Source organism: Rhizobium sp. BK376, from assembly GCF_004341625.1.
Lineage (GTDB): Bacteria > Pseudomonadota > Alphaproteobacteria > Rhizobiales > Rhizobiaceae > Rhizobium.
This window is the reverse complement of the sequence record NZ_SLZG01000040.1, coordinates 1-22,455: the sequence shown is the minus strand read 5'-3', so window position 1 is coordinate 22,455 and position 22,455 is coordinate 1. Positions and strand designations below refer to the sequence as shown.

The window sequence follows — 22,455 nt, the reverse complement described above, 5'->3', positions numbered from 1 at the left end:
TATTTGACGATATTGTCAACAATCCAATTGACAAAAAATTCGAAGCTGTGATCTTTAGGCTAACAGCGAGGTTGAGCATGACAGAAGAATTCGGAATGAAGAAAAATCTGGCCCACTACGGCGACGCGGGCTTCTCGGTTTTTCTTAGGAAAGCGTTCATCAAGGCGATGGGGTATACGGACAACGCCCTTGATCGCCCGATTATCGGCATTGTGGATACGAGTTCCGGATATAATGCCTGCCACCAGAATGTTCCCGATATTATCGAGGCGGTTAGTCGCGGTGTCATGCTGAGCGGCGGCATCCCGATTCCGTTCCCGGTCATTTCGATCCAGGAAAGCTTCTCCCATCCGACCAGCATGTATCTGCGCAACCTGATGGCGATGGATACGGAGGAGATGATCCGCGCTCAGCCAATGGATGCCGTTGTGCTGATCGGCGGCTGCGACAAGACCGTGCCGGCGCTTTTGATGGGGGCCATCAGTGCCAATATCCCGGCGATTATGATCGTCACCGGACCGATGCTGGCTGGCAGCTGGAAAGGCGAGCGCCTCGGCGCGTGCACGGATTGTCGGCGCTTCTGGGCGCGCTATCGCGCGGGCGACATCGGCGAGGCCGATATCCAGGCCGTCAACAATGAACTCGCGCCAACTGTCGGCACCTGCTCGGTGATGGGCACCGCGAGCACGATGGCACTGGCGACAGAAGCCATGGGCTTCATGCTCCCGGGCGCAGCGAGCATTCCCGCCGTCTACGCGGAACGCCGACGCCTTGCCGAGCGGACCGGCGTTCGCGCGGTTGCCATCGCAGCCGAGAAACTGACGCCCGACCAGATCGTTACTCCCCAATCAATCACCAATGCGCTGCGCGTCGTGCTGGCTGCCGGCGGATCGACGAATGCCTTGATCCATCTGACTGCTGTTGCCGGACGGGCCGGTATCAAGATCGATCTCGAAGGCTTTGACGCCATGGGCCGCGAGACGCCGGTTCTTGTCGATCTGAAGCCAACGGGGCAGGGCTATATGGAGGATCTCCACAAGGCGGGCGGTCTGACGCCGATCTTGCGCGAATTGCGCCCCCTGTTGCATCTCGATTGTCTGACCGTCAGCGGACTGACTTTGGGTGAGGAGATCGATCGTGCTCCGGAGGCGTTCAAGCAAGACGTCGTCAAGCCGGTGCTCGACCCGGTTTATCCTTCGGGAGCCATGGCCGTCCTGCGCGGCAATCTTGCCCCCGGCGGTGCTGTGATCAAGCAGGCGGCAGCCGACCAAGGCCTGCTGCAGCACACTGGCCCCGCGGTGGTGTTCGAAAATCTCAAGGATCTCTCGGACCGCATCGACGATCCGAACCTGGACGTGACGGCAAACAGCGTGCTGGTCCTTAAGAATGCCGGCCCGACGGGTGCACCGGGAATGCCCGAGGCTGGCTATCTTCCGATCCCGAAAAAGCTCGCCCAGAAGGGCGTCAAAGACATGGTGCGGATTTCGGATGCGCGCATGAGCGGCACAGCCTTTGGTACCATCGTCCTACACGTTACGCCCGAAACGGCGCAAGGCGGCCCCCTCGGCCTGGTCCAAACCGGCGATATGATCCGGCTGGACACGAAGGCACGGACACTCGACGTGCTCCTCAGCGCGGACGAGCTCGAACGGCGTCGGCAGAACGCACGGGTACCGCAGCCGCAGAACTACCGCGGATACAAGCGCCTCTATACAAATGAAGTCATGCAAGCCGATGGCGGTTGCGACTTCCGCTCGTTCGTGCCTGAACTGACAGCATCTGCGCCGGTCGGGGTCAGTGAGCCTAAGGAAGGCTGAGCAGGCCTCAAGGTGGCGAGGAGGGGGAGATGATGTCCGCGCGACATGACCTAGGTTTGATGGCGGGCGTAACGGACTGCCATCTCCATGTGATTGGAGATGGCAAGAAATTTCCTTATAGCCATGAGCGCGCCTATGAGCCGCCCCACGCGCCACTGGAAGAGCTCATGGCATTTCATGAAACGCATGGCGTGGTATGCGCCGTATTGGTCCAGGTCAGCGTTTACGGCACCGACAACGGCCTGCTTTTAGAAACGCTGCAGCATGACCGAGCGCGCTTTCGCGGGGTCGCAGTGACAGATCCTTATCCTGACGATCGGTTGCTTGCGCAGCTTGCCGATAACGGTGTCGTTGGGCTGAGACTTAATCTCATGCACGGCGGTGGCCCGGATGCAGGCGAAATAGCACGCTATGCCGCTGTCTGTCGTGATGCGGGTTTCCATTTGCAGATCTATGTCGATGGTTTGCTGCTGCCGGAAATGGCGCCGGCCCTTCGGAAAATAGATGTCCCGATTGTTTTCGATCATTTCGGCGGAATACCCGCGTCGATGGGAACGCGGAACGATGGGCCTTTTCAGACACTCGCCGAATTCCTTTCGGATGGCGCATGGGTCAAGCTGTCGGCACCCTATCGGGTGTCGTCGCAGAAGTCCGGATTTCGCGACGTCGTTCCCTTGGCGCGCCGGCTTCTGGAGATTGCCCCTGACCGCTGCGTATGGGGCTCCGACTGGCCGCATGTCGCAACGGCTGTGGCGATCAACTCGTCGGAGTTATTCTCCTTGATGGCCGAAATCGTGGAGGGTCCGACGCAACGCAATGTTGTGTTCTCTGGCAATGCGAAACGGTTATATGGCTTCGATTGACGCAAAATATCCACTATATCGATTTTGAGGTAGCTTCGATCACACTAGAAGGATGACAATGGCGGAAGTCTCGCGGCAAGCGGCAACGGACCGGGTCAGGGAGCTCGTGAATGCTCTTGAGGAACAGATCGTGCTCGGCTGGCTTATGCCGCGCGAGCGGCTGCTGGAAGATAGACTGTCTGAACAGTTCTCTTGCAAGAAGCATGTGGTGCGTGAGGCCTTGTCGGAGCTGGAACGGATGGGTCTCGTTGAGCGCATTCCAAACAAGGGCGCGATGGTACGATTGCTTGGCCCCGATGAAGTTCAGCAGATTTACTCGGTTCGCGAGACGCTCGAAACGTTGGCGGCGCAACAGATATCGTTGCCCGGATCTCCAGAGCTGATTGAACGCCTGACGTCGGTTCAGAACGAGCATAGCGCCGCGATCGAGAGCGGCGACAGCCGCCGCGCGTTTCGGGCGAATATGGAGTTTCATGAAACGCTATTTTCCGCTTGCGGCAACCCCTACCTGGCTGAACTCATTCGCAGTTCTGCCCAGAAAGTCCATGGCGCGCGCTTCTATACGGCCTCGAGCAAAGATCATCTCAATAGGGCGAGAGATGAACATTGGGCCATGATCGCGGCACTTGCCAACGGTGATAGAGAAAGTCTCGTCGATCTCTGCCAAAAGCACATTGGACCATCACGGGATACTTACCTCGAAGCGATTGCCAAGCGACCATTCTCTAATGCCCTAGCGTAGAAATCTGAGGGTGTCAGGACGCCGCCGATGGCACACCGGTTCGATTATCTTCAATCGCGCATACAAAGAAGTCGATTTCGGGAAATCATTTCATAAGCCTTACGCGAGCGGCTGTGGAGGCTTTGGCGCTCGCGCGAAGCATGAGATCCACATCCGCAGGTCGCTGTGGTGATGAGGAATGGAATAAAGCCGACCTTGTCACATAGCGCATACCGAATGAATGATCGTTCGATAAAAACCCCATATTGCCGCCGGAGTATCTCTTCTGAACCTGATCGCCTTCGCTATCGCGATAAGCGTCGAGGTTGTCGTGGCATCTGCTCTGGTGTCCAGCAGCAGTTACGCAAACGTCCAGCACCTATGTGGCTTCGCTTCTTGCTCCTATTCCGGCGACTAGCTGTAGAAGAGGGGCGCGAGCCTCGCAGCTTGAATGAAATTCGGATCATGCAATGGTATGAGCTCGCCACCCGTGTCTGCGGCAATCCGCTTCAGGCGACGAATGCTCTCGATCGCTGCTGCGTCATCCATGCTTGAGCCAAGCACCTCTCGATCAAAATTTTCGAGCAGGTCGGCAACGTCACCGACCAGGATTTTCACGCCTGAGTCCGGCAGACGAACAACGGCGGATTGATGCCCGGGCTGGTGCCCTCGTGTCAGCACCAGATCCAACCCCGGCATCAACTGCGTATCTCCGTCGATGATATTCCATCGTATCGACGGGCTCCCGTATTCGGCGAAGTTGGCGCGGCCGGTGTCGGCGAGCGCCGCTTCATATTCCATTTTCTGAATGGTGACGCGCGCGTTGGGGAAATCACGGAGATGACCGGTATGATCGCCGTGGGCATGGCTCAGAACTATCTCGACGACATCCTTCGGCTCGATGCCGAGTGCTGCAAGCTGCGGCAGGATCTCGTGTTCCCGAAGCACGATGGGGGGCGCCGGAAACTTGTCGTTCACGTAGCGGGCGCGACTTGCGAGCACATCCGAAAGATTTGCGCTGTCGAGGCCGGTATCGAACATCACGAAACCGCGGACCGTTTCCATCAGGTAGCAGCAAATGGGAACTGCCAGAAGGATATTCGGCTGCTCATTACGAATGCAGCCAGATTTCCGGATGATTTCGTAGCCACAAAGGAGAATGTAGAGTTTCCTGACGTCAGTCATGGTCGCGCCGCCCTTCCTGGAATACCGTCATTAACATGTCGGTGAAGATCTCTGCCTTCGCGCCGAAGGCGACATGGCCATTGGGCTCGTTGTTCCCGCGCCGGTTCACGTCGATGACGGTACGGCCGATCGTGTGGATACCCTGCGTCTCGACGACGATGTGGACATGTCTGGTATCGAGAAGATCCGGCCTGACGAGATAGGCCACACAGACGGCATCGTGCACCGGCGCTGCACCGGAGACTTTCATCGGCTGCGTGGCGTCATAGCCCTTGATGCGTTGCGCAATGAAGCGCGAGGCCGCGATCCCGGCGTTGGACCCCAGATCCTCTAGGGCTTTCGCCTGTTCGCTTGTGACCAGGGCCTGAAAGGTGGCATCGAGCGGAACGAGCGTCAGCTTGGCGAAGCCGGCGCTGAAAACGATCGATGCGGCTTCCGGATCGGCCCAGACGTTGAATTCGGCAGCCGGCGTCACATTGCCGGTGTAATGCGCGCCGCCCATGATGACGATCTCGGGAACGTTCTTGACGAAATCCGGGTAGGCGGTGATGGCGGCGGCGATATTGGTCATCGGACCGACAGGCACAAGGACGATATCATCGGTCGCGTTGCGAAATGTCTCGATCAGGAATTCGACGGCGTTCTTGTCCTGTTTTGAACTCACCGCCGGCGGCAGGGGCAGGGTCTTGATGTGGATACCGTCATCCTTCTTCAGTGACCGGGGAACCGGGAAATCAGGTCGGACGAGCGGCCGAGGACAACCCTGATAAACCGGGATATCACCGCGGCCGATGAAATCCAGCGTCCTCAGGGTATTTTCCGTGCAGTACTGGACTTCGACATTGCCGTTGACGGTGGTGACGGCGAGAAGTTCCAGCGCCGGATGCAGCGCCGCCAGCATAATGGCGACCGCATCGTCGGTTCCGGTGTCGACGTCGAGAATGAGTTTGCGCCTCAAGGGTCCGCTCCGCTGATAGAAGGTGTCACGTGTTTATGCTGGCAGCAGGCCTAATCCGGCATGCGTTCCTGCGCGCCGATCGCGGCGAGGCCCGCCCTGGCAATGGCCACGTCCTCATCATCAGGCGCGGAGCCGATGCCGATGCCGCCGACGCAAATCCCGTCGATGATGATCGGAAGACCGCCAGCCATGTTGGTCAGCCGTCCGCCCGAGGCGGAAGCAAGGCTTGGCGCCATCTCGGGGTCGATCTCCGTGGTCGGCCGGCTGTGCGAGGCGGCGCTGGCGGCCTTCGTCGTCGCCGTAAACATCGACAGCAGCTTGGCGCCATCCATTCGGACACAAGCGACGACATTGCAGCCGTCATCGACGACGACGATATCGACTGCCCAACCGATTTCCTTGGCCTTGTCGACAGCCGCATGGATGGCGGCGAGCGCGGCATCATGCGTGAGCTTGAGAGTTGGTTTAGTGAAGGTCATGGGATAGTTCTTTGTTCAAAGGTGCATATTGAGGCCGGAACGAGCTGCGAAGTCGGCCGATGCTCCAGCCGGCTTCGCCGTCTTCAGGAGATTACAGGAACGAGGGATCGAAGATTTGCTTGTAAGGAACCTTCTGGTTGATCATCCCCGAGATGGTGAGGATGCTTTCCAGCTTCGTCCAGGCCTCCTCCGGCATGGAGCCATCCCGTTGCCACATGTCATTGTCGCGAGCGCGCGTCATGATAGCATCGAGATCTTCTTTCGGCAGGGTCGGGAATTCTTCTGCCGCGATTGCACGCATTTCGGCTTCGTTGGAGAAGATCAATTCGAGCGACTTCTTGGTCGCGGCGACGATGGCCTTGGCGAGCTCCGGATCGGCCTTAATCGTCTTTTCCGGAAGATTGACGGTCGTCCATGAGAAGAGGCCGAGTTCCTTTGGCATGCTGGCGAAGGGTTCCTGCCAGATGCCGGATTTGACGCCCTGCGAGATGAACGGTTCGAAGACCATGGCCATATCGGCCTGACCATTTTTCATGGCTGCGATACGGCCGGCGCTTGTTTCGATTTCTAGCATGACGACATCTGTGCGCGGATCGAGACCGTCACGCTTCAGGAGGTAAAGCAGAACCGAGTTATCGGTGGAGCCGCGCGTTCCGACCGCGATCTTCTTGCCTTTGATATTTTCTGCAAACGGTTTGGACGGATCGACTGAAACGCCGGTGCGGGCGCAAACGAATGAGTTGGCGCGGTTTGAAAGCGCGACGACGGCGTTGATTGGTTGGCCGCCTTTGAGATCGGCGAAGGCAATATGTTCAGGTCCGCCGATATAGGCGTCGGCATTGCCCGACTGGACGGCAGCCATTGCCTTACCGCCACCTTCGGATGTGACGAGCTGGATGTCGAGACCGACTTCCTTATAGTAGCCCTTTCGAATCCCGACGTAGAACGGTAGCGAGTCAACGGAGTGGCCCGGCTCTGTAAAGATGAGCTTGCGGGTATCGGCAAGGGCGCTGCGGCCACTTCCGACAAGAGTTGCGGCGGCGAGGCCAGCGGCTCCGCCAAGCACTTGACGACGACTAAATTGAGACATCGCTATTCCCCTTTTTTTGAGATTTGATCGCATGGATGTGTCTGTTATCGGTCAGATTGTTTTAACGCTCTGTCCTTTCATCAACTTGTGCTCAAGCCATGAAACGACGGCGTAAAGCGCGGTTGCAAGAAGAGCCAGGATGATGATGCCGACCCAGATCAGCGCCATGTCGTAGGTCGCCCCGGCATACATGATGATTTTGCCAAGGCCGTACTGGGACGAGATGAACTCGCCAGCAATGGCACCTGCTAACGCGAGGCCGATATTGATGTGTAGCGAGGAGGCAATCCACGGCAGCGAGGAGGGCACGACGATCTTGAAGAAAATGTCCCGGCGGCGGCCACCGAGCGACAGAGTTAGTTTGACGAGATCGTCGTCTACTGCCTTGACCCCTGCATAGGCGGCCAATGCGGTAATGACTGCGGTGAACGCAATAGCCAGCGCGATTTTCGACGAGATGCCGATGCCGAAGATCAGAATGATTAAAGGCCCTAGCGCGATCTTCGGCACGGAATTGAAGACGACGATATATGGTTGAGCGACGGCTGCGGCGTTGACCGACCACCACAGGCTGAGCCCGATCACCGCACCGATTAACGACCCAAGCAGAAAGCCAATGATCGTCGCCTCGAAGGTAAACCACGTGTCCTGGATGATCGTGCCTTGCTTGAACAGGGCAAGTGCGGCCGCAAGAATTCGAGATGGCGAAGACCAGAAGAACGGGTCGATATAGCCCAGCTGTGCGGCCACTTCCCACCCGCCCACCACCCCAACGAAAATGGCGGCCTGGATCAGCCAGACGACCCACGGTTTCCAGTGTTTTTCACCCGATATGACAACGCCTGTCCGCTTCCGGACGCTCTTTATTTCAACGGGCTTCGATGGAATGGGCTGTGCCGGTGCTATGGTCTGCGAAAGGATGTTCTGTGTCATGGGAGGTTTCCTTTTGCTACGCGGCACGGCTGCCGCCGGCGTGGTCGTCCGCAAAGAGCAGATCGAGGCAACGTTGCTTTAAGTTGACGAAATCGGGGGAAGTGACCACGTCGCGATCACGGGGGCGCGGTAACGGCACCTCGAACCTGTCGGCGATACGGCCTGGGCGAGGAGATAGCACGCATATTTCGTCAGAGAGGAAAATGGCCTCATCGACGTCATGGGTGACGAACAGCACGGTCCGGTCGAAATCCCTCCAGAGCGTGAGAAGCCACTCCTGCATGCGAAACCGGGTCTGCGCGTCGAGTGCCGCAAATGGCTCGTCGAGAAGGATGACGTCGTTGTTGCACAGCAGCGTCCGCAGCAGCGCCGCACGCTGGCGCATGCCGCCCGAAAGGCTGTTTGGATAGTGCTTCTTGAATTTGCCAAGCCCGTAGCGGTCCATCAACGGCTCGGCAATTCCCCGGGCAGTTTTGCGATCGGTGCCCTGTATCTCGAGGCCGTAGATCACGTTGTCGAGAATTGTGCGCCACGGCAGCAGCAGGTCCTTCTGCAGCATGTAGGAAACGAGACCGGCGCGGCCGGTGATGTCGTCGCCGTCCAATAATACATTGCCTGAAGTTGGCTTCAGCAGGCCGGCGAGTATATTGAATAGTGTCGACTTGCCGCAGCCGGACTGACCGATCAGGCTGACGAACCGCCCTGGCGCAACGTCAAGCGAGATATTCGAAATGGCCTGAATCGTTTGGCCGCCGGCATCAAATCGATGGGAAAGCGTACTCAGTTGAAGCTTCGGCGTAGCTTTGTTGGACACGATGCTAATGGGAGATGTCATGCACTGCCTCCTGGAGCTGAATTGAAAAAGCTGGCGCACAAAGTCCGACGTCTCCAAGGGTTGGAGAGCGTTGGCCATAGAAACGAAGGTTCAAGAATTGGGTCATTGCGTCGGTCCATCTCGTCATGGAGTGACCGTACGCGGCCCCACCGTGCTTCTGAGATCTCCCGGGTTTTTATCCCGCCGTGCAATGGTGCGGATTTCTCCCGCACCAGCAGCAGCTCTCGGTTCTGCGCATCCTCTAATGGAGTGCCGGATCCCTAGCCGCTAAGCTCGACAGTGATAAAAGCAAACCGCGTGCCAAACGCGAAACCCTTGAAAATATGACCATAAGGTAGGCCTCGATGACATTTGACGTTAAATTGTGCATTTATTGAGGCTCTGTATGCAGTTTGATGCGCGCGTGTGCACCTCCATTTCGGTCGTAATTCGATCAGCTTTCGAAATCGACCGCGATGGCATCGACCTCAAAAAGCCAGCGCGGGTCCGCGAGTGCATGCACGTAAAGGAATGTTGAGGTCGCGCGGTGATCGCCAAGAAAATCAGTTCGCAGCAGATTGAAGTCGACCTGCAGCTTTTCCGTCATTTCGACATGCCGGGTGAAATAGAGCCCTGTCCGGACGACGTGTTGTGGGGCCAGTCCAGCGGAGCGAAGAACGCGTCCAACGTTGTCAAAAGCCAGTTTGACCTGTTCCAGCAACCCGTCACCGACACGGCCGTCAACCGAGGCGCCGACTTGGCCGGAAATGTAGAGAAAGCGGCGGACGCGTTGGAACTCGAGTCCCCAACTGAGCGGGCCGACAACCGGGAGAACATCGGAAGGATTGTGAATCTTAAACAAGTTGACCTCGTATGTTGAGCATTGTTGCTTGAAAGAACCTGCCGAAATGGAGGGCAAGGATCAGAGTTCTAGATAGCTTCTAGCCGGCTCGCTGGACGATGATCGAAACGGGGCCGCCTCCAGGGGGGCCCTGGTGTTCGGCGCCTCCTGAAACGTAGATATCCGTCATTCCGACGACGCCGGCGAGAACGCCGCCCACGAAGGCACGGGCGTGCCGCGTGCTCGATATGTCGGAGTCATCAAGCATCGTATGCCTGTTGCCGCGGATCATCCCGGCAGGATCCGCTTCCGCCTTGGCAAGCACGGCGGTGATCGATCCGGCCGGCAGTCTGCTGAGGGCGGCACGGACAGCCTGGGTGTCGATGGCATCCGCCATCACAGCATGATCGATCGAAAGCGGTCCCGACCATCGGGAACTCATCCCGAGAACAATAATCTCGTGGTCACGAAGCTCGACGCCTGAAGAAACGGATGCCCGGTCGGAATAAAGTTCGAAACGATTGCATATATCGGCATCGGCGATGTCTTCTAGATCGAGCTCCCCGAGGGCGACAGCGGCACCGAGGGCGGAGGCGCCGCGTGAATATCCCATCGACTTCAAGGTGTCGCGGGTGATCGGTGTTTCGCCCCTTGCGGCGGCTTCGTTGGCGCGGGCAAGGGTGGTCAGCGGGCATTTTATCTGGACGAAATGGATATCGGCCGGATTGTCTATTCCCGCATCGGCAATTGCCTTGTGTACACCTGCCGCGACCATCTCGACCTGTCCCACTCGACCAAGCAACTCCACCGGCAAATCGTCAGTCCGCGCGGTCCCAATTGCCAAAGCTCGTCCGGCGTCTTCCGGAACTTCGCTGCGGGCAAAGATCGTCCAGTGCGGCGACAAACCTCCTTCCGTGCCTCCAGACATCACAATCGATGCGCTCGGCGCGCCGTAACGGGCAAACAAAGCCTCGAAGCTTTTCGTCGCAAAGCCTCTCGTGAAATCGTTGACGCAGCCGTTGCCTTCAGTCTTGCCGAAAACAGCAACGACACTCTTCGGGTCCAGACCATTCTGTAGCAACGCCTCGACACCCGAGACATCATCGGGACCAGCAGCAGCAACGCGGTAAACTACGGCACGCATGGATGGCATGGAAGGAGACGCTCCTGCTCAAATTTGGATTCATCAGAAAGCCGGCATCTGGCAGATCCACCCTCCTCAACGGGTTGAAACGCTGCTGTATCGGTTTTCTGAAGACGAGTATTTGGTCAGGCGGCACGCGGTACAAGCAGCATTTTCTGAGCCAAGTGTACGGAAATCGGCAACGGTTGCGGCCGCCATCTCCAGATCTTTCAAGAAAAGAGCGCAGCCTTCAACGACTCGGCGAAAACAGCCGCAATGGCTGGCAGCTGTCTGCCTCGCCGCACTCCCAATACGAGTCTCCCCGTCAGTGCTGGATCTGTCAGAGGGCGCGCAACGAGGGTCTCGTTGGTGCAAGCACCGATTTCGATCTGGAAACAGACGGCATCCGAGGCGGCAACGATTATTTCCATGGCCGCAATCGAATTTCCGACCACAACTGGCTGAACATCGACGGTCGTGCCGTCTGCCATGGCATCGAGCAACGTTCGACCGCCAAGGCTGCGGTCGCCTAGAAAGATCGGAAAGGCAAGACATTCCGAAAACCGAAGCGCATCGCGCACCGCAAGCGGGTGACTGCGTGCCATTACCGCGCAGAGCGTCTGGCGGGTCTCCGCCAGCGCATAGAATTTGCGCTCCGCGGGTGGGTTGAAGGCGATGCCGATATCGAACTCCTCGCGCGCGACAGCGCCGATGACTTCCAGACTGCCGGTGACCTTGAACTCGAAGGAAACCTTTGGATGCCGCTGACGGAATATCGCGATCTGGTCGGCGGTCGCCTCGGCCACCGCCTCGATCATCGCGATGCGCACGGCGCCGCGGCGCAATCCCTGCAACTCCTCGATCTGCGACTTGACGACCTGGAAATCCCTGCTGGTGCGCTGGATATGCGCGAGCAGCAGCTCGCCGGCGCTCGTCAGCCGCATTCCGCGCGCCAGGCGGTGGAACAGCGGAACGCCGACGCTGAATTCAAGATCGAGTATCTGGCGGTTGACCGCGGATGCTGCGATATTCAGTACCTCTGCCGCGCCCCTGATCGATCCATGCTTGGCAACCGATGCGAAGTAGACCAGCGAGCGAGATGTAAGTTCTGGCTTCAAACATCCCTCCCCGAGTGGACGAGAGGATTGGGCTGCCTAAGGGCGGCTGCGCCGTGCCGGCTTCGACAGGCACCCATCGGTTTCGATAGTGTCATTCCAATCTCGAATGAACGGAACGATTGAGACCCCGCGTCTCGGCACGCACAATCAGTCCGGCGAGAATAAGCGTCACAAAGTTGCGCAGCCACATCGCTGGTATCTCCATTATCACTTTATCGAAGCACGATATGCACGCCAGCCGCCATGCCGGGTTACGTCCTCGGCACCTTCGACCGCGTAGGCTTCACACGTGAAGCCGGAGACCGAGGAACCGTCGTCCAGCACCACCTTGCCGATGCCGAGGGGAGCTGGAATTTTCTGGACGAAACGGCCAAAGGCATCGGCCGGCAACGCCCACACCTCGATCTCCAGCCCATGACCTTCGTACCCGGGTTCGCGCAGCAGGCCGGGCTTTGGCGGTGTGGTGTTCGGCAACGCAAAGAGACGATAGTCGCCCGCGGTGCGGCCCGTCTTGACCAGCCGCCCGCCCGGAACGGTCAGTTCGTGATTGAGCGGCATACCGGTCAAATGTGCGCCGACAACGGCAATCTCCAGGAAGCCGTCATCCGGCGGCGCAATGCGGCTTGTCTCCGGAATACTGGCCCCCCTGTCGACGCCCATACCGACCGCGGCAGCACGATGCAACGCATCGGCGAGAGGCGCCAGGTCATCGTCGGTAAAGGCAGGAGCGATCAGCGTTACGCCACCTGGCAAGCCATTTTGCCCGAAGCCGGCAGGAACGGCGATTGCTGCGCAATCAAGCAGGTTGACGAAATTCGTGTAACGGCCGAGCCGGCCGTTCAACACGATCGGATCGGCAAGCATGTCTGCAACCCTGTAGGTCGTCGGCGCGGTCGGCAGCAGCAGGAGATCAGCTTTTATCCATTCTGCTTCCGTCTTGCGTCGCAGTTCCTCGAGCTTGTAACGACCATTGAAGGCATCGACAGCGGTCTTGCCCCTGGCGCCTTCGATGATCTTGCGGACCGTGGGATCGAAATCGTCGGCATGGCTGGCCAGAAAATCCTCGACAGCCGCCAGGCGCTCGGCGACCCAGGGGCCGTCATAAAGAAGGGAGGCCGCCTCGCGGAATGGCGCGTAGTCGAAAGGAACGATGGTCGCGCCGAGCGCCCTGGCCTGCTCGATTGCCTGGTCGTAAAGCGCCTCAACGTTGCCGTCGCCGAAGAATTCCCGCTCCGCGCCGTCGAGAACGCCGATGCGCAGGCCGGTGGTCGGAAGAGATGCCCGGTTGGCACGTCGGGAAAAGGCGTCGGCAGCATCGAAGCCCTCAGCAACCCTGCGCACCGCCACTCCATCGCCGACGGTTGTGGCGAAGATGGTTATGCAGTCAACGCTTTTGCAGGCCGGTACTGCACCGGTGTTCGGCAGCAGGCCCGGCGTTGGTTTGATGCCGACAAGGTTGTTGAAGGCGGCCGGTACGCGACCAGAGCCGGCTGTGTCCGTACCGAGCGCGAAGGCTGCAAGCCCGGACGCCACTGTCACGGCAGAGCCGGAACTCGATCCACCGGAGATATAGTCCGCATCAAAGACCGAACGTGGGGCCCCGTGTGGCGAGCGTGTGCCGTTAAGGCCGGTCGCAAACTGGTCGAGATTCGTCTTGCCGATCACGATTGCGCCCGCCGCCCGCAACCTGGCCACGACGGTCGCGTCCTTCTCGGGCTGATAGGCGAAAGCCGGGCAGCCCGCAGTGGTCGGCAGACCCGCCACGTCTATATTGTCCTTGACGGCGAAGGGAACGCCCCAGAGCGGCAGGCTGTTCGGCTTGGGCGCCCGTTCCATCAGCGCGCGCGCTTCCGCCCGCAATGTGTCATCGGGCGTCGGCGTGATGAAGATTGCAGGATCTATCGAGGCGGCACGGCGGGCAATGACGACCTCGACGACGTCGAGCGGGCTGGAGCCTGCCTCGTAGGCTGCGCAAAGGCTTGTCAGGTCAAGAATGGTCGGCAGCATGGTTCAGCATTCCTCCAGAATAACAATGATATCGCCGGCCTTGACGTTTCGTCCGGCCCCGGCCCGCAGGTCACGGACTCGTCCGGACGCATGTGCTGTAACGTTGATTTCCATTTTCATGGACTCGATGATGGCAAGTGTGTCGCCGGCCGCAACCGGTGCACCGGGCTCGACCAGGAGTTTCCAGATATTGCCGGGTACGGCGCTGGCGACACCGAAGCAGCCTTCGGGAATCTCCCCGTCTAGGCTTTCGCCGCCACCTTCGTCGCTGACGAAGCTGTCGAGGCCGGCTTCCTTCCAGCGTTGGCGCTCGGCATCGAAAGCAGCTTGCTGGCTTGCCTTGAACGTCCCGATCGAGGTCTCATTGAGCCGTAATTCCCTCTCATAGCCGGCATAGGAGAATTTCGTCTCCTCGATCCTGACAGGATAACCGCCATGCGGGAAGGCGCTGCGAGCCTCTGCCAGTTCCTTGTGATCAACAGGAAAGAAGCGGATCTGATCGAAGAAATCGAGCAGCCAGGGCTTGCCCTTGGCAAAGACCGGTGTCTGCCGCCAGGTGTTCCAGACTTGGATGGTGCGGCCGAAAAGCTGGTAGCCGCCCGGGCCTTCCATGCCGTAGATGCACATATACGCGCCGCCGATGCCGACGGCATTTTCCGGCGTCCAGGTGCGGGCCGGATTGTATTTGGTCGTCACCAGCCGATGGCGCGGATCGACTGGGGTCGCGACCGGCGCGCCGAGATAGACGTCACCAAGGCCAAGCACGAGGTAACTCGCATCGAAGACGATGTCGCGCACCGCTTGGTCGTCCGCCAAACCGTTGATGCGGCGGATGAACTCGATATTGGACGGGCACCAGGGCGCATTCGGTCGCACGAGCTCCTGGTATTTGCGCATCGCAAGCTCTGCATCCGGATCGTTCCACGACAGCGGCAGATGTATGATGCGGCTCGGCACCTTGACGTCCTGCGCGGCCGGCAGGGTTGCCTCGATCTCGGCGAGAAGGCCGAGCAGACGTTTGCGGGTCAGTGCGGTGCCGTCATAGTGGATCTGCAGTGAGCGGATGCCGGGGGTGAGATCGATGATGCCTGATAGCCGGGCCTGCGAGACAGCCTGCATCAACAGATGCACCCGCAGTCGAAGCGCGATATCGAGGGTCATCGGCCCGTATTCGACGAGCAGATTGTCGTCGCCCTGACGGCGATAGACGACCGAGACCGGCCCGTCGTCGCGCTTGCCGATAATCGGCGAGCCGGCCTCTTCATTTGCGCGATGTACAACCGGGCCGGCCATCGGATCGTCCGGTCGTGTGACCGGGTGGAAACGGATGCGATCGCCCGGCTTGAACTGACCCATCTTCCATTGCTCGTCGCGGGCGATCACCGCCGGGCAGACGAAGCCGCCGAGGCTCGGCCCGTCGGGGCCAAGGATGATCGGCATGTCGCCGGTGAAATCGATCGCGCCGATGGCATAGGCATTGTCATGCAGGTTGGAGGGGTGCAGGCCCGCCTCGCCGCCGTCGCTACGTGCCCATTTCGGCGCCGGGCCGATGAGGCGCACACCGGTGCGGGCACTGTTGAAATGCACCTCGTAACTCGTGGAAAATAGCGTCTCGATGTCGCCGTCCTCGAAGAAATCAGGAGCGCCGTGCGGACCGTAGACGACCCCAACCTCCCATTCGCGCGTCAGTTCCGCCGGTTCGGCTGCCGGTTTCGGCGGCTCGGCAGCGGTCTGACGGGCGAGATGCAGGACGTGGGCGGTCTTCAGCGTGCCGGTGGCATTGCCGCCGAAATGGCCGAGGTCGAACGTGGCGCGCGAGCCAAGCACGACAGGCGCGGAAAAACCGCCGGCGACGGCGAGATAGGCGCGCTGCCCGGGCCCCTCGATGTTGCCGATCGAAAGAACTTGGCCAGCCTGAATGGTGACAGCCGCGCCATGCGGCAGCTTTTCGCCGTCGACGCTCATCACCATTGTCGCGCCGGCTAGCGCGACCACCGTCTCGGTATGGAATTTAAGCACCGGGCCAGACACCGTCAGCTCCAGCGCCGCCACCATGTCGCCATTGCCGACGAGGCGGTTGGCGTGGCGGAAGGAGCGCTCGTCCATCGGCCCGCTCGGCGGCACGCCTACATGCCAGAGGCCGAGGCGGCCGGGCAATTCCTGGATGCTTGATTGCGCACCAGGCGAAAGCACCTCGATGACATCGGGCACGAAGGAAAAATCACGCAGCGCCGTTGTCGCCACCTTTCCACTGGCAAGCAGTTCGGAACCGGCGATGGCGCGGAGATAATCCAGATTGGTCTCGATGCCCGAGATCGAGGTCCCGGCGAGCGCCGTCTTCAGTTTCTCGATGGCCGTGGGGCGATCTTCGGCGGAGACGATCACCTTGGCGAGCATCGGATCGTAAAAGGGCGTCACCTCGGTGCCAGTCTCGATCCAGCCGTCGATACGTGTATCTTCGGGGAAGGCGACCTCCGTCAGGAGACCGGCGCTCGGGCGGAAATCCGCATGCGGCATTTCGGCATACACCCGGACTTCGATGGCGGCGCCTTTTGGCTGCAACGCTTCCGAGCCCGAGAGCACGTCCCCGCCGGCGGCCTGGCGGATCATCCATTCGACGAGATCGATGCCCAAGACGGCCTCCGTCACCGGATGCTCGACCTGCAGGCGGGTATTGACCTCAAGGAAATAGAATTCCTCGCGCTTGGGATCATAGATGAACTCAACGGTGCCGGCCGATTCATAGGAGACGGAAGCGCCCAGATCGACGGCTGCCTTATGCAGTCGCGCCCGGGTCTCTGCGGTAAGCCCGGGGGCCGGGGTTTCCTCAACCACCTTCTGGTTACGACGCTGCAGCGAGCAGTCGCGTTCACCGAGTGCGATCACTTTGCCTTTGCCGTCGCCGAAGATCTGCACCTCGACATGGCGGGCCTCCGCCACGAAGCGCTCGATATAGACGCGCGCGTCGCCGAAGCTCGCTCGCGCCGTGCGCTGCACGCTTTCAAAAGAAGCTCTCAAGCTTTCGGGATCGGCGCAGAGCTGCATGCCGATGCCGCCACCACCGGCTGTGCTTTTCAGCATGACGGGATAGCCGATCGCTTCAGCGGCAGAGAGCGCCTCCTCGGCGCTCTGCAACAGGCCGGTGCCCGGCAACAGCGGCACACCGCTCGCCTTGGCGAGTTCGCGCGCCGTATGCTTGAGGCCGAAAGCGGCAAGATGCTCCGGCCGCGGACCGATAAAGGCGATGCCCTCGGCGGCGAGACGCTCGGCAAAGCCGATGTTCTCCGACAGGAATCCGTAACCGGGATGGACCGCTTCCGCACCCGTCGCCTTGCAGGCGGCGATGACGGCGTCGATATCGAGGTAACTTTCGCTTGCCGGCGCCGGGCCGAGGTGGATGGCTTCGTCGGCCGTTAACGCCGGTCTGGCGAAACGGTCGGCATCGGAATAGACGGCGACGGAGGCGATGCCCATGCGCTTAAGGGTCCCGATGACCCGGATGGCGATTTCGCCGCGATTGGCGATGAGAACTTTGCTGAACATGCTCAATCCTCGCCGTCCCAGATCAGCACCCGGATCGGCGTCGGGTCGAAGCCGTTGCAGGGATTGTTGATCTGTGGGCAGTTGGAGATGACGCAAAGGACATCCATCTCGGCGACGAGCTCGACATAATCGCCGGGCGCGGAAATGCCGTCGACGATCGTCATCTCGCCATTCGGCTTGATCGGCACGTTCATAAAGAAATTGATGTTCGGCACGATGTCGCGCTTGCTCATGCCATGCTTGCTCACTTCGAGGACAAAATTGTCGCGGCAGGCATGCAGGTATTTTGTGCCATGGCCGAAGCGCACCGTATTGCTCTCGCAGGAGCAGGCGCCCGCCGACGTATCATGCCGGCCGCAGCTGTCGGCCATCATCGTCAGCATGACATTGCCTTCGTTCGACATGATCTTCGTGCCGATGCCGACATAGGCGGCACCCTGCATCCGCATTGTGTCCTGATTGGAATAGCGCTCGGAGAAATCGTCGGCGCGGTAGAAGAGCGTGTCGATTGCCTGCTGGCCGTAGCTGTCCTCGATTCGGATGGTCTGGCCCTTGCGGACGATACCGGACCATGGCGCTTCTGCAGCAATCGAATGATCTTGCGCGGCATTTTCGAGATTGCGGGCAGGGGAGGTCTGGATGAAGTTGGTCATGATCGTCTCCTCAGGCCTGCATCCGGGCGTTGTTTTCAAAGCCACGCACGGCTTCGGCGGTCGCTGTGCGGCAGAGATCATCGGCGACCGGGGTGGCGGTCCTGAAGCGGATGATGACGACGGGCTTTGGCTGATAGGTGGGATCGGGATCGAGTGGATGCGGGCAATTGGAAAAGCCGACCAGCATGTCCATCTCCGCGCGTAGCTCTACATAGTCGCCGCTGTTGGAGCGTTTGCCGCGCCAGCCGAAGCCGCCGGCTTCGGCGAGACGAACGGGGGCAAATAGATTGAGGACGCCGGGGAGGTCCCGGCGGTCGAGGCCGAGCTTGCCTGCAACGAGGATCAGGTTGTCGCGCGTGTTGCGTGTCTTTTCGCCCGGATATTTTTCGGCATTCGACGCCGCCGTCGAGCCTCCCATCAGGCAGTCATGGGCGCCGGAGCTATCTTCGATCATCGAGAACATCACGCGCCCCATGTCGGAGAAGACCACACGCCCCTTGCCCAGCGCCGTGGTCCACTGGACCTTGGCGGTATCGACGAGATTGATGCGTTCGCTGGTATCGGCGGCGTTCCAGGCGACCAGCGCAACGGTGGAATTTCCCTCGGCCTGATCGATGCGGATCGCCTCGCCACGAAACAGCTTCGTCGACCAGTACCAGCCGCCTGGAATGGTTTCCTGATGGATGACGGCAGATGCATCAATTGATGGCGCCGGCAGCGGACTTGGGCCGGGCAGGGCCCTGGGTGCAAATTCCAGCCCCCTTTTCTGATGCTCCTCGTAGCGCGCGCGGTTGGCGGCGATCTCTTCGGGCGAGCGTCTCACATGCATCATTGCATCTCTCCTGACGATACCAGGTCGTCCCGGCGGTGCCCCTCGGACGCGACCGGGCCGTCCCGGTCGGGGCTGAAGATCGACGGCTCGCCAGCGAGGCGCGGCGGCCAGATGGAAATGTCCTTGGTGATGGTGGCGCCGTAGCGCTCCTTCTCCTCCGGCCGGTCGCGGCGGCGTTCGAAGGCGATGACGCGGCTGGCGAGCGTAAAGGCCTCACGCATGTCATGCGTCACCATGACGACGGTCATTTGTGTCTCGTGCCAGAGTCGTTTCATCAGCGCATGGATCTCGGCCCGAATGCCGGGATCGAGCGCGCCGAAGGGCTCGTCGAGCAGCAGCACTTTAGGCCTCATGATAAGCGCCTGGGCGAGCGCTAGCCGCTGCTGCATGCCGCCGGAAAGCTGGGCCGGATATTTGCCTTCAGAACCGGAAAGACCGACGTCTGATATCAGCTGGCGCGCTTCCTCGACGGCATTGCGGCGGGCAGAGCCGAAGAGCTTCGCTTTGCAGCGGGCAGCGGAAAACTCTTTGCCGAGAAGCACATTGCCAAGCACGGTCAGATGCGGGAAGACCGAATAGCGCTGGAAGACGACGCCGCGGTCCGGACCCGGCTCGGATGGCAGCGGCTCGCCGTCGAGCAGGATCTTGCCCCTCGAAGGCTGCTCCTGGCCGAGCAGCATGCGCAGAAAGGTACTCTTGCCGCAACCGGAGGGGCCGACGAGGGCAACAAAGGCGCGCGATGCGACCGTTAGTGACACATCCTCCAGCACGATCTGGTCGCCGTATTCCTTCCAGACCTTTTCGATCCTGAGCTCGCTCATGCCTGCTTCTCCAGTTCCGACCAGGGGAAGACGGCGATGCGCAGGCGGTCGAGGACGTAGTTCATGACCACCGCGAGAATGGTGATCCAGACGACATAGGGAAAGATGATATCCATCGAAAGGTAGCGACGGACGAGGAATATGCGATAGCCGAGGCCGGAATCCGACGAGATCGCCTCGGCAGCAATCAGGAACAGCCAGGCCGGGCCGAGCTGCAGTCGCAAGCAGGTGATCAGCCTTGGCACGATTTGCGGCAGTACCACGCGGAGCGCAATCTGCCAGGAGGAGCCGGCAAGCGTCTCGGCTTTGACGATCTGCTCGCGTGGCAATTCGAGTACCTTTAGTGCCAGGTCACGGATCATCGGCGGTGCGACGCCGATGACGATGAGAGCGATCTTCGAGGTTTCGCCGAGCCCCATGACGATAAAGAGGATCGGCAACAGCGCCAGCGGCGGCACCATGGAGATGACCGCGACGAAGGGGGAAAGCAACGCCCTGAGATAGGGCAGCATCCCGATCAGCATGCCGATGACGAGCGCGATCGCTGTGGAGATGCCAAGGCCGGAGAGCAAACGGATGAGACTACCCCCGGTATCCGACCAAAGCAGGTATTCGCCGGTACGCTGATCCGCGACGAAGGCCAGCCGGTTGATCGCATCGGCAAAGCCGGCAAGGCTCGGCAGAAGCTTGTCATTGGCGTTTTCGGCGAGCCGCGCGGCCGAGCCGAAGGCATAGGCGACGACGAGCAGCACGAAAGGCAACAGCGTCAAGGCAAACTGCGCGCCCCGGCTCGGCCTCGTGTTGATCCAACGCATGAGAGATGCTCCGGTTTTAGGGGGAGGGCGGCACGGACAAACCGCGCCGCCTGTTGCGATCAGAGCGAGCCGTCGGCGGCTGACTTCATGTAGGTTTCGGTGAAGCGCAGCTTCACGTTGCCGCTGTCGCCGAGCACCTTGCCGTCAGGCATCTCGATGCCGATGATATCGGCTGACGGCGCGCCGTTGCCCAAGAGGCCCTTTTCGAAGAGGAAGTTGCGCACGAGATCCATCGTCTTCGGCAGGTTCGGCGAAGCGGTGAAGGCGACGGCATCGGCAGGCTTGTCAAAGAGTTCTGTGGCGGCAAGCTGGGATTCGAAGCCGGCAAGATCGGTGCCAGAGGCCGAACCCATGGCCTCGCGGGCTGCCTTGCCATCGGCACTGTCTGCCTTCATCAGGGCTGCCGTCTCATACCAGATGCCGGCAAGTGCCTTGCCGAAATTCGGGTTGTCCTTCAGTACGCCTGTGTTGGCGACCATGAGGTCGATGATCTCACCCGGCACCTGCGAGCTGTCGAAGACCTTCTTTGCCGACGGATCTTCGAGGATGGTCGAGACCAAGGGGTTCCAGGTGACGACAGCGGTGAGATCCGGCGTCTTGTAGGCGGCCACCATATCTGCGTCCGACGTGTTGACCACCTTCACGTCTCTTTCCGTAAGCTTGATGCTTTCAAGGGCGCGGGCGAGCAGATAATGCGAGACGGAAAACTGCACGAGATTGACGTTTTGACCCTTAATGTCAGCAAGGCTGGTCTTGTTCTTGAGGATGACGGCGTCGTTGCCGTTCGAGAAGTCGCCGACGATGACAGCAGTCGTATCGACGCCGCCGGCGGCGGGGATCGACAAGCCATCCATATTGGTCAGCGTTACCGCATCGAAGGCGCCCGCCGTATATTGGTTCATCGACTCGACATAGTCGTTGAACTGGGTGACATCGATCTTGATGCCGTATTTGTCGGCCCACTTCTTGACGATGCCGTGTTCAGCGGCATAGCCCCAGGGCATCCAACCGACATAGATGGACCAAGCGACCTTGAACTCGTTCTTCGGCGCGGCCTCGGCCATGGAGCCCAAGCCCAGCACCAGCGAGGCGGAGAGGACGGTAATGGAGAGAATGTTTGAAAAAGTCTGCATTGAAATTCCCCTTTTGCTTTTCTTCAAAAAGGGATCGGCAACAACCATCGCACCACCAATCCCTTGGCTTACGAGGTCTCCCGGGCTTTTCTCCCGCCGTGCACCCGGCGGGATTTCTCCCCGCCGGTGGTAGCTCTCGGACCAGCACGTTCGAAGAACGCCGGAACCCTAGCCGCCAACTCAACTAAAGTCGATGCAAACTCCGTGCCAATTCTCTAACTCATTCAATCCCCACTCTTCCAAACGCAAAGTGGATACAGTGAAGGAAATGATGTAGTCATTTGCACATAAAACGCGCAAATGCGCGTATCCTATGATTCGGGACCACTCCAGCGGCCAGCGGGCATACTGGAGTCGCGATAGCGGGGCTGACACATGCCCGCACCCGATAACCCGTTCAAACCTATTCGTAGAACCGCTTGCATGAATGGGGCATCGATACATGACTCGGATTGGCGACGAGAAGTGCGCGCCCGAAGTTCTCGCGGGAACTTGCCCGGTTTGCATACCCCAGAGCCTGAGTGAACCGCTAGGGCTATAATATTTCCCCTTCTGAAGGCGCGCCGCATCAGTTGCAGACGCGGACGCTTTCCACGTGATAGCCGTTGTCATATTGGTCTTGGACCGTTTGACGCTGATACCAGCAATGCGGCGAAGGCGTGTAATAGCGAGGGCCGCTGTTTTCGATAGCGGTACCGATAAGACCACC

The 22,455-nt window shown here is 59.9% G+C and carries 19 protein-coding genes and 2 riboswitches; of the genes, 3 read left to right on the top strand and 16 right to left on the bottom strand.

What is annotated here, in order from left to right:
* Window positions 1-77: 77 nt before the first annotated feature.
* From EV561_RS34275 to EV561_RS34265, 3 genes are read left to right on the top strand one after another with little or no spacing between them, the layout of a single operon-like run.
* On the top strand, window positions 78-1,817 hold the full coding sequence (locus EV561_RS34275; RefSeq protein WP_132528349.1) for an IlvD/Edd family dehydratase: 1,740 nt from the start codon (window positions 78-80) through the stop codon (window positions 1,815-1,817).
* 29 nt (window positions 1,818-1,846) lie between these two features.
* On the top strand, window positions 1,847-2,680 hold the full coding sequence (locus EV561_RS34270; protein WP_132528348.1) for an amidohydrolase family protein: 834 nt from the start codon (window positions 1,847-1,849) through the stop codon (window positions 2,678-2,680).
* A gap of 58 nt (window positions 2,681-2,738) precedes the next feature.
* Complete coding sequence (locus EV561_RS34265) at window positions 2,739-3,422, top strand: GntR family transcriptional regulator (protein ID WP_132528347.1); 684 nt, start codon at window positions 2,739-2,741, stop codon at window positions 3,420-3,422.
* Window positions 3,423-3,815: 393 nt separating this feature from the next.
* On the opposite strand, the gene EV561_RS34260 is transcribed toward EV561_RS34265, so the two are convergent.
* From EV561_RS34260 to EV561_RS34185, 16 genes are all read right to left on the bottom strand, one after another.
* A complete protein-coding gene (locus tag EV561_RS34260; protein ID WP_132528346.1) occupies window positions 3,816-4,586 on the bottom strand; it encodes an N-acyl homoserine lactonase family protein in 771 nt (256 codons plus the stop codon).
* Window positions 4,579-5,544, bottom strand: a complete 966-nt coding sequence (locus tag EV561_RS34255; RefSeq protein WP_132528345.1) for a nucleoside hydrolase — start codon at window positions 5,542-5,544, stop codon at window positions 4,579-4,581. The genes EV561_RS34260 and EV561_RS34255 overlap by 8 nt, the downstream gene beginning before the upstream one ends.
* Window positions 5,545-5,594: 50 nt before the next feature.
* On the bottom strand, window positions 5,595-6,023 hold the full coding sequence (locus tag EV561_RS34250; protein WP_132528344.1) for a heme-binding protein: 429 nt from the start codon (window positions 6,021-6,023) through the stop codon (window positions 5,595-5,597).
* A gap of 91 nt (window positions 6,024-6,114) precedes the next feature.
* Entirely contained in the window at window positions 6,115-7,113 is a 999-nt protein-coding gene (locus tag EV561_RS34245; RefSeq protein ID WP_165928020.1) for an ABC transporter substrate-binding protein, read from the bottom strand.
* A 51-nt stretch (window positions 7,114-7,164) separates the two neighbouring features.
* Entirely contained in the window at window positions 7,165-8,046 is an 882-nt protein-coding gene (locus EV561_RS34240; RefSeq protein ID WP_132528342.1) for an ABC transporter permease, read from the bottom strand.
* Between the two features lie 16 nt (window positions 8,047-8,062).
* Entirely contained in the window at window positions 8,063-8,881 is an 819-nt protein-coding gene (locus EV561_RS34235; protein ID WP_132528354.1) for an ABC transporter ATP-binding protein, read from the bottom strand.
* 162 nt (window positions 8,882-9,043) lie between these two features.
* A riboswitch (guanidine-I (ykkC/yxkD leader) is annotated at window positions 9,044-9,156 on the bottom strand.
* 158 nt (window positions 9,157-9,314) lie between these two features.
* Window positions 9,315-9,779, bottom strand: coding sequence for a RidA family protein (locus EV561_RS34230; RefSeq protein WP_132528341.1), 465 nt, complete (start codon window positions 9,777-9,779; stop codon window positions 9,315-9,317).
* 22 nt (window positions 9,780-9,801) lie between these two features.
* Window positions 9,802-10,854: a ring-opening amidohydrolase gene (locus tag EV561_RS34225; protein ID WP_132528340.1), complete on the bottom strand. Its 1,053-nt coding sequence runs from the start codon at window positions 10,852-10,854 to the stop codon at window positions 9,802-9,804.
* A gap of 200 nt (window positions 10,855-11,054) precedes the next feature.
* Entirely contained in the window at window positions 11,055-11,942 is an 888-nt protein-coding gene (locus tag EV561_RS34220; protein ID WP_132528339.1) for a LysR family transcriptional regulator, read from the bottom strand.
* 207 nt (window positions 11,943-12,149) lie between these two features.
* Complete coding sequence (gene atzF / locus EV561_RS34215) at window positions 12,150-13,949, bottom strand: allophanate hydrolase (protein WP_132528338.1); 1,800 nt, start codon at window positions 13,947-13,949, stop codon at window positions 12,150-12,152.
* 3 nt (window positions 13,950-13,952) lie between these two features.
* Window positions 13,953-17,492 (bottom strand): urea carboxylase, encoded by a 3,540-nt coding sequence (uca, locus tag EV561_RS34210; RefSeq protein ID WP_132528337.1) that lies wholly within the window; start codon window positions 17,490-17,492, stop codon window positions 13,953-13,955.
* 2 nt (window positions 17,493-17,494) lie between these two features.
* Window positions 17,495-18,145, bottom strand: a complete 651-nt coding sequence (locus EV561_RS34205; protein ID WP_132528336.1) for an urea amidolyase associated protein UAAP2 — start codon at window positions 18,143-18,145, stop codon at window positions 17,495-17,497.
* Window positions 18,146-18,155: 10 nt separating this feature from the next.
* Window positions 18,156-18,977 (bottom strand): urea amidolyase associated protein UAAP1, encoded by an 822-nt coding sequence (locus EV561_RS34200; protein ID WP_132528335.1) that lies wholly within the window; start codon window positions 18,975-18,977, stop codon window positions 18,156-18,158.
* Window positions 18,974-19,798: an ABC transporter ATP-binding protein gene (locus EV561_RS34195; RefSeq protein ID WP_132528334.1), complete on the bottom strand. Its 825-nt coding sequence runs from the start codon at window positions 19,796-19,798 to the stop codon at window positions 18,974-18,976. Before EV561_RS34195 ends, EV561_RS34200 begins: the two co-directional genes overlap by 4 nt.
* On the bottom strand, window positions 19,795-20,613 hold the full coding sequence (locus tag EV561_RS34190; RefSeq protein WP_132528333.1) for an ABC transporter permease: 819 nt from the start codon (window positions 20,611-20,613) through the stop codon (window positions 19,795-19,797). Before EV561_RS34190 ends, EV561_RS34195 begins: the two co-directional genes overlap by 4 nt.
* 59 nt (window positions 20,614-20,672) lie before the next feature.
* Complete coding sequence (locus EV561_RS34185; RefSeq protein ID WP_132528332.1) at window positions 20,673-21,746, bottom strand: putative urea ABC transporter substrate-binding protein; 1,074 nt, start codon at window positions 21,744-21,746, stop codon at window positions 20,673-20,675.
* A 75-nt stretch (window positions 21,747-21,821) separates the two neighbouring features.
* Window positions 21,822-21,929, bottom strand: a riboswitch (guanidine-I (ykkC/yxkD leader).
* Window positions 21,930-22,455: the final 526 nt, after the last annotated feature.

Excerpts from the sequence above, each read along its gene's own strand:
- EV561_RS34200 (WP_132528335.1), bottom strand. The coding sequence starts at position 18,977 with ATGATGCATGTGAGACGCTCGCCCGAAGAGATCGCCGCCAACCGCGCG.
- EV561_RS34260 (WP_132528346.1), bottom strand. The coding sequence starts at position 4,586 with ATGACTGACGTCAGGAAACTCTACATTCTCCTTTGTGGCTACGAAATC.
- EV561_RS34250 (WP_132528344.1), bottom strand. The coding sequence starts at position 6,023 with ATGACCTTCACTAAACCAACTCTCAAGCTCACGCATGATGCCGCGCTC.
- EV561_RS34195 (WP_132528334.1), bottom strand. The coding sequence starts at position 19,798 with ATGAGCGAGCTCAGGATCGAAAAGGTCTGGAAGGAATACGGCGACCAG.
- EV561_RS34240 (WP_132528342.1), bottom strand. The coding sequence starts at position 8,046 with ATGACACAGAACATCCTTTCGCAGACCATAGCACCGGCACAGCCCATT.
- EV561_RS34275 (WP_132528349.1), top strand. The coding sequence starts at position 78 with ATGACAGAAGAATTCGGAATGAAGAAAAATCTGGCCCACTACGGCGAC.
- EV561_RS34270 (WP_132528348.1), top strand. The coding sequence starts at position 1,847 with ATGATGTCCGCGCGACATGACCTAGGTTTGATGGCGGGCGTAACGGAC.
- EV561_RS34235 (WP_132528354.1), bottom strand. The coding sequence starts at position 8,881 with ATGACATCTCCCATTAGCATCGTGTCCAACAAAGCTACGCCGAAGCTT.
- EV561_RS34185 (WP_132528332.1), bottom strand. The coding sequence starts at position 21,746 with ATGCAGACTTTTTCAAACATTCTCTCCATTACCGTCCTCTCCGCCTCG.
- uca (WP_132528337.1), bottom strand. The coding sequence starts at position 17,492 with ATGTTCAGCAAAGTTCTCATCGCCAATCGCGGCGAAATCGCCATCCGG.
- atzF (WP_132528338.1), bottom strand. The coding sequence starts at position 13,949 with ATGCTGCCGACCATTCTTGACCTGACAAGCCTTTGCGCAGCCTACGAG.
- EV561_RS34265 (WP_132528347.1), top strand. The coding sequence starts at position 2,739 with ATGGCGGAAGTCTCGCGGCAAGCGGCAACGGACCGGGTCAGGGAGCTC.
- EV561_RS34205 (WP_132528336.1), bottom strand. The coding sequence starts at position 18,145 with ATGACCAACTTCATCCAGACCTCCCCTGCCCGCAATCTCGAAAATGCC.
- EV561_RS34225 (WP_132528340.1), bottom strand. The coding sequence starts at position 10,854 with ATGCCATCCATGCGTGCCGTAGTTTACCGCGTTGCTGCTGCTGGTCCC.
- EV561_RS34190 (WP_132528333.1), bottom strand. The coding sequence starts at position 20,613 with ATGCGTTGGATCAACACGAGGCCGAGCCGGGGCGCGCAGTTTGCCTTG.
- EV561_RS34245 (WP_165928020.1), bottom strand. The coding sequence starts at position 7,113 with ATGTCTCAATTTAGTCGTCGTCAAGTGCTTGGCGGAGCCGCTGGCCTC.